We start from the raw sequence: 6,502 nt of genomic DNA, 5'->3' as shown, positions 1-6,502 counted from the left end.
CCTCCTGGGAGGCCATCGAGCGGGCCAGCATCGACCCGGGCACGCTGCGCGGCAGCCGCACCGGCGTCTTCGCCGGCCTGATGTACCACGACTACGCCAGCGCGATCGGCGAGCTCCCGGACGGCGTCGAGGGATACCTGGGCACCGGCAACTCGGGGAGCATCGTCTCCGGGCGCGTCGCCTACACCTTCGGGCTGGAGGGCCCGGCCGTCACCGTCGACACCGCCTGTTCCTCGTCGTTGGTCGCGCTGCACTGGGCGATCCAGTCGCTGCGCAACGGTGAGTGCACCATGGCCCTGGCCGGTGGCGTCGCCGTGATGGGGACGCCGGAGACCTTCGTCGACTTCAGCCGCCAGCGCGGGCTGTCGCCGGACGGCCGCTGCAAGTCCTTCGCTGACGCGGCGGACGGCACCGGCTGGGGCGAGGGCGCGGGCATGCTGCTCGTCGAGCGCCTCTCCGACGCGCGCCGCAACGGGCACCGCGTGCTCGCGGTCGTCCGCGGCTCGGCCGTCAACCAGGACGGCGCCAGCAACGGTCTGACGGCGCCGAACGGTCCGTCGCAGCAGCGGGTGATCCGCCAGGCGCTGGCCAACGCGGGCCTGACCCCCGACGAGATCGACGCGGTCGAGGCCCACGGCACCGGGACGACGCTGGGCGACCCGATCGAGGCGCAGGCGCTGCTGGCCACGTACGGCCGCGACCGCGCCGAGGACCAGCCGCTGTGGCTGGGCTCGATCAAGTCCAACATCGGCCACACCCAGGCCGCCGCCGGTGTCGCGGGCATCATCAAGATGGTGCTGGCGATGCAGCACGGCGTGCTGCCGCAGACCCTGCACGTGGACCAGCCGTCGACGAACGTCGACTGGTCGGCGGGCGCGGTGGAACTGCTCACCGAGGCACGTCCCTGGCCCGCGACCGGGCGTCCGCGCCGGGCGGCGGTCTCGTCCTTCGGCATCAGCGGCACCAACGCGCACACCGTCGTCGAACAGGCTCCCGAGGACACCGAGCCGTCGACGGCGTCCGACGAGCCGGTCCGTACGCCGGTCCTGCCGTGGCTCCTCTCCGCGAAGAGCACCGACGCCGTGCGGGCCCAGGCCAGGCGGCTGCTGTCCTTCGTCGAGGAGCACCCCGGGACCGAATCGGCCGATGCGGCCTACTCGTTGGCGACCACGCGCGCCTCACTGGAGCACCGCGCGGTGGTGGTCGCCGAGAACCACGACGAACTCCTGCAAAGGCTGCGGGCGTTGGCAACGGGTGAGACCGCTGCCGGCGTGGTCCGGGGCACGCTGGCGCCGGGTCGGCTCGCCTTCCTGTTCACCGGCCAGGGCAGTCAGCGGGCCGGGATGGGCGCAGAGTTGTACGAGGCGTTCCCGGTGTTCGCGTCGGCCTTCGACGCGGTCTGCGCGGAGCTGGACCAGCATCTGGACCGTCCGCTGAAGGACGTCGTCTTCGCGGGTGAGCGGATCGACGAGACGGCGTTCACGCAGCCTGCGCTCTTCGCTGTCGAGGTGGCGCTGTTCCGCCTGGTCGAGTCGTGGGGCGTCCGCCCTGACTTCCTGGCAGGCCACTCGATCGGCGAGATCGCGGCCGCGCACGTGGCGGGCGTGCTGTCACTGCCCGACGCCGCGACGCTGGTCGCAGCGCGTGGTCGACTGATGCAGCAGCTGCCTGCGGGTGGTGCGATGGTGGCGGTGCAGGCGTCCGAGGACGAGGTGCTGCCGCTGCTGGCCGACCGCGAGGCCGAGGTGGGCATCGCGGCCGTCAACGGCCCGAATTCCGTGGTGCTTTCCGGTGCCGAGCAGGCCGTGCTGGAGGTGGCCGGACGGCTGGCTGCCGAGGGTCGTAAGACCAAGCGGCTGACGGTGAGCCACGCGTTCCACTCGCCGCTGATGGACCCGATGCTGGACGAGTTCCGCAGCCTGGTGGAGCGTCTGACCTTCCAGGCTCCCCGGATCCCGATCGTCTCGACGCTGGACCGGTCCGCTGAGCTGACCGAGCCCGAGTACTGGGTGCGCCACGTCCGCGACGCGGTCCGCTTCGGCGACGCCGTGCAAGCCCTGGAGCGCGAGGGTGTCCGCACCTTCGTGGAGTTGGGCCCGGACGGGGTGCTCTGCGCCCTCGGCCAGGAGAGCGCCGTCGCCGAGGACGTCGTCTTCGCGCCGGTGCTCCGTGCTGACCGCCCCGAGGCGCGCACCCTGACCACCGCCCTCGCGCAGGTGCACGTCCGTGGTCTGGCCGTGGACTGGCGGGCCGTCCTCGCCGGCCGGAACGCCCGCCGGATCGACCTGCCCACCTACGCCTTCCAGCGCGAGTGGTTCTGGCTGGAATCCGCGGCCCCGGCGTTCGCCGGCACGCCCGACAGCGCGACGGACGCGCTCTTCTGGGACGCGGTGGAACGCGAGGACCTCGACGCGGTGGCCGCGACCCTCGCCGTCGAGGACGGTGACGCGCTCGGCACGCTGCTGCCCGCCCTGTCGGCCTGGCGCCGACAGAACCGTGACCGCTCCACCGTGGACGGCTGGCGTTACCAGGCCGTCTGGAAGCCGGTCACCGAGACCGTCCCGGGTGTGCTGTCGGGCACCTGGTTGGTGGTCGTGCCCGCCGGGGCCGCCGACGACGACGCCGTGCTGGGCGTGCTGCGCGCGCTGGCCGACCGCGGCGCGGACGTCGAGCGCATCGACGTCGACGCGGCGGACGCCGAGCGCGCCGGGCTCGCCGAGCGGCTGTCGCAGACGTCGTCGGTGACCGGCGTGCTCTCCCTGCTGGCCCTGGACGAGGCGGTGCCTGTGGCCGCCGGCCTGGCGTTGGTCCAGGCCCTCGGCGACGCCGGGGTCGCCGCGCCGCTGTGGTGCGTGACGCGGGCAGCGGTGTCGACCGGTGCCGCCGACCGGGCGGCCCGCCCCGAACAGGCCCAGCTGTGGGGTCTGGGCCGGGTCGTGGCGCTGGAGCACCCCGAGCGCTGGGGTGGTCTGGTCGACCTCCCGGAGACCGTCGACGACCGCGTGCTCACCCGCCTTGCGGACGCTCTCACCGGCCAGGAGGACCAGCTCGCGGTCCGCGCGACGGGCGTCTTCGCCCGCCGACTGGTGCGTGCACCGGGCGGGGAGGCGAGCGTTCCGTGGCAGCCCTCGGGCACGGTGCTGGTGACCGGTGGCACGGGCGCACTGGGTACGGAGGTGTCGCGGTGGCTGGCCCGCAACGGGGCCGCGCGCCTGCTGCTCACCAGCCGGCGCGGTCCCGACGCCCCGGGTTCCGCTGAACTCATCGACGAACTCGCCGAGCTGGGTGCCGAGGCCACCGTCGCCGCGTGTGACGTCGCCGACCGTGACGCGCTGGCCGCCCTGCTCGCGTCACTGGACCACCCGGTCTCGGCCGTCTTCCACACCGCCGGTGTCCTCGACGACGGCGTCGTGGACGGCCTGACCGCCGAGCGCCTCGACGCTGTCGCCCGCCCCAAGGTGGAGGCGGCACGCAACCTGCACGAACTCACCGACGGCCTGTCCGCGTTCGTGCTGTTCTCCTCGATCGCCGGCACGATCGGCAGTGCGGGACAGGGCAACTACGCCGCTGCCAACGCCTACCTGGACGCGCTCGTCGAGCAGCGCCGGGCCGACGGCCTTCCGGCCACGTCCATCGCCTGGGGTCCCTGGGCCCAGGGCGGCATGGCCGCCGACCAGGCCCTGGCCGAGCGTCTGCGCCGGGGCGGAATGCGGCCCATGGCGCCCGAGCTGGGCCTGGCCTTCCTCCAGCGCGCGCTCTCGGTCGAGGACGGCACGGTGGTCGCCGCCGACCTGGACTGGGAGAGCTTCGCTCCGTCCTTCGTCGCCGCACGCGCCAGCCGCCTCTTCGACGAGCTGCCCGAGGCCCGCCGCGCGATCGAGCAGGCCGCGCCCGCCTCCGCCATCGGCGGGGCCACCGCGCTGGCCCACCGCCTGGCCGGACTGCCCGAGGCCGAGCGGGACCGCGCCCTGCTCGACGTGGTCCGCGGCAACGTGGCCGCGGTGCTGGGCTACGGCAACCCGGAGTCCGTCGAGACCGGCAAGGCGTTCCGCGAGCTCGGCTTCGACTCGCTGACCGCCGTCGAGTTCCGCAACCTCCTGGGCACGGCGACCGGTCTGGCCCTGCCCGCCACACTGGTCTTCGACTACCCGACCACGGCCGCGCTGGCCGAGTACCTGCGTTCGGAGCTGCTCGGCGAGGCGCTGCCCACCCTCGCGACCGCCGCGTCGGCCGCCGTCGACGACGAGCCGATCGCCATCGTCGCGATGAGCTGCCGATTCCCCGGCGGCGTCAGCACCCCCGAGGAGCTGTGGCAGCTGCTCGCCTCCGGCGCCGACGCGATCTCCGGCTTCCCGACCGACCGCGGCTGGGATCTGGAGGCGCTGCTCAGTGCGGGTGCCGACGAGACGCACTCGTCCCACACCGGTCACGGCGGGTTCCTCTACGACGTGGCCGAGTTCGACCCGACCTTCTTCGGGATCGCGCCGCGTGAGGCGCTGGCGATGGACCCCCAGCAGCGGCTGCTGCTGGAGACGTCCTGGGAGGCGATCGAGCGCGCCGGCATCGACCCGACGACCCTGCGCGGCAGCCGGACCGGCGTCTTCGTCGGCACCAACGGGCAGGACTACCTCCAGCTCGCGATGGACACCGCGGACGACCTCGGCGGCTATCTCAGCACCGGCAACGCGGCGAGCGTCGTCTCCGGCCGACTCTCGTACACCTTCGGCCTGGAGGGCCCGGCGGTCTCCGTCGACACCGCGTGCTCCTCCTCGCTCGTGGCCCTGCACCTGGCGGTGCAGGCCCTGCGCAGCGGTGAGTGCACCATGGCGCTCGCGGGCGGTGCGACGGTGATGTCCTCGCCTGGTGCGTTCGTCGCGTTCAGCCGCCAGCGCGGGCTCGCGACCGACGGCCGCTGCAAGGCCTTCGCGGCGGCGGCCGACGGCACCGGCTGGGGTGAGGGCGTCGGCATGCTGCTCGTCGAGCGGCTGTCGGACGCCGAGCGCCAAGGTCACCCGGTGCTGGCGGTGGTGCGTGGCAGTGCGGTGAACCAGGACGGTGCGAGCAACGGTCTGACGGCTCCCAACGGTCCCTCGCAGCAGCGGGTGATCCGCCAGGCGCTGGCGAACGCGGGTCTGACGGCCGGTGAGGTCGACGCGGTGGAGGCGCACGGCACCGGGACGACGCTGGGCGACCCGATCGAGGCCCAGGCGCTGCTGGCGACCTACGGTCAGGACCGGCCCGATGACCAGCCGCTCTGGCTGGGATCGATCAAGTCGAACATCGGGCACACCCAGGCCGCCGCCGGCGTCGCTGGCATCATCAAGATGGTGCTGGCGATGCGGCACGGCGAGCTCCCGCAGAGCCTGCACATCGACGAGCCGAACCCGCACGTGGACTGGTCGGCGGGCGCGGTCGCGCTCCTCGCCGAGAATCAGCCGTGGCCGGAGACCGGCCGTCCGCGTCGGGCCGGCGTGTCCTCCTTCGGCATGAGCGGCACCAACGCACACGTCGTGCTGGAGCACTCACCCGCCACCGTCGACGCCGACGTCGAGCCGACGCCGACCGAGCACGCTGTCGTGCCGCTGGTGCTGTCGGCGAAGAGTGAGGCGGCGCTGCCTGGGCAGGCGGCTCGTCTGCTGGCGTTGCTGGGCGAGCGGCCGGAGGTGTCGCTGGCCGATGTGGGTCGTTCGCTGGTGGCGTCGCGGTCGGTGTTCGAGCAGCGTGCGGTGGTGGTTGCGGGTGACCGTGACGGTGCGGTGCGGGGGCTTGAGGCGTTGGCGTCGGGTGGTGTGGCTTCCGAGGTCGTGCGTGGTGTGGCGGGTGCTGCCGGTCGGGTGGCGTTCGTCTTCCCGGGTCAGGGTTCGCAGTGGGCCGCGATGGCGGTGGAGCTGCTGGAGTCCTCGGCGGTGTTCGCGCAGCGGATGGTCGAGTGCGCGGCGGCGCTGGCGCCGTTCGCCGAGGACTGGTCGCTGCTGGACGTGGTCCGCGGTGAGTCCGGTGACGGCTGGCTGGACCGGGTGGACGTGGTCCAGCCGGTGCTGTGGGCGGTGATGGTCTCGCTCGCGGAGGTCTGGCGTGCGGCCGGGGTTCGTCCGGCGGCGGTCGTGGGGCATTCGCAGGGTGAGATCGCGGCTGCGGTGGTTGCCGGTGCGCTGTCGCTGGACGACGGCGCGCGGGTGGTGGCGTTGCGCAGTCGGGCGATCGCCGGTGGCCTGGCGGGTCTCGGCGGGATGGTGTCGGTGGCGCTGCCGGTCGGGCAGGTGCGTGAGCGCCTGGCGGTGTGGGGTGAGGACCGGATCTCGGTCGCGGCCGTGAACGGGCCGTCGGCGGTGGTGGTGTCCGGTGAGCCGGTGGCGCTGGACGAGTTGCTGGCGTCCTGTGAGGCGGACGGTGTGCGGGCGCGTCGGGTGCCGGTGGACTACGCGTCGCACTCGGCGCAGGTCGAGTCCATCCGCGAGGAGCTCCTTACGGTCCTGGCGGGCATCGAACCGCGTGCCGGTGA

1 protein-coding gene is annotated in these 6,502 nt (G+C 73.5%); it reads left to right on the top strand.

The window, feature by feature from the left end; genetic code table 11:
- Positions 1-6,502 (top strand): type I polyketide synthase (locus TR50_RS43110; RefSeq protein ID WP_152648745.1); only part of this gene is annotated, 6,502 nt, incomplete at both ends.

Source organism: Streptacidiphilus anmyonensis (assembly GCF_000787855.1).
Lineage (GTDB): Bacteria > Actinomycetota > Actinomycetes > Streptomycetales > Streptomycetaceae > Streptacidiphilus > Streptacidiphilus anmyonensis.
The sequence above is the reverse complement of the archived record's forward strand: the minus strand, read 5'-3'. Positions and strand labels throughout refer to the sequence as shown.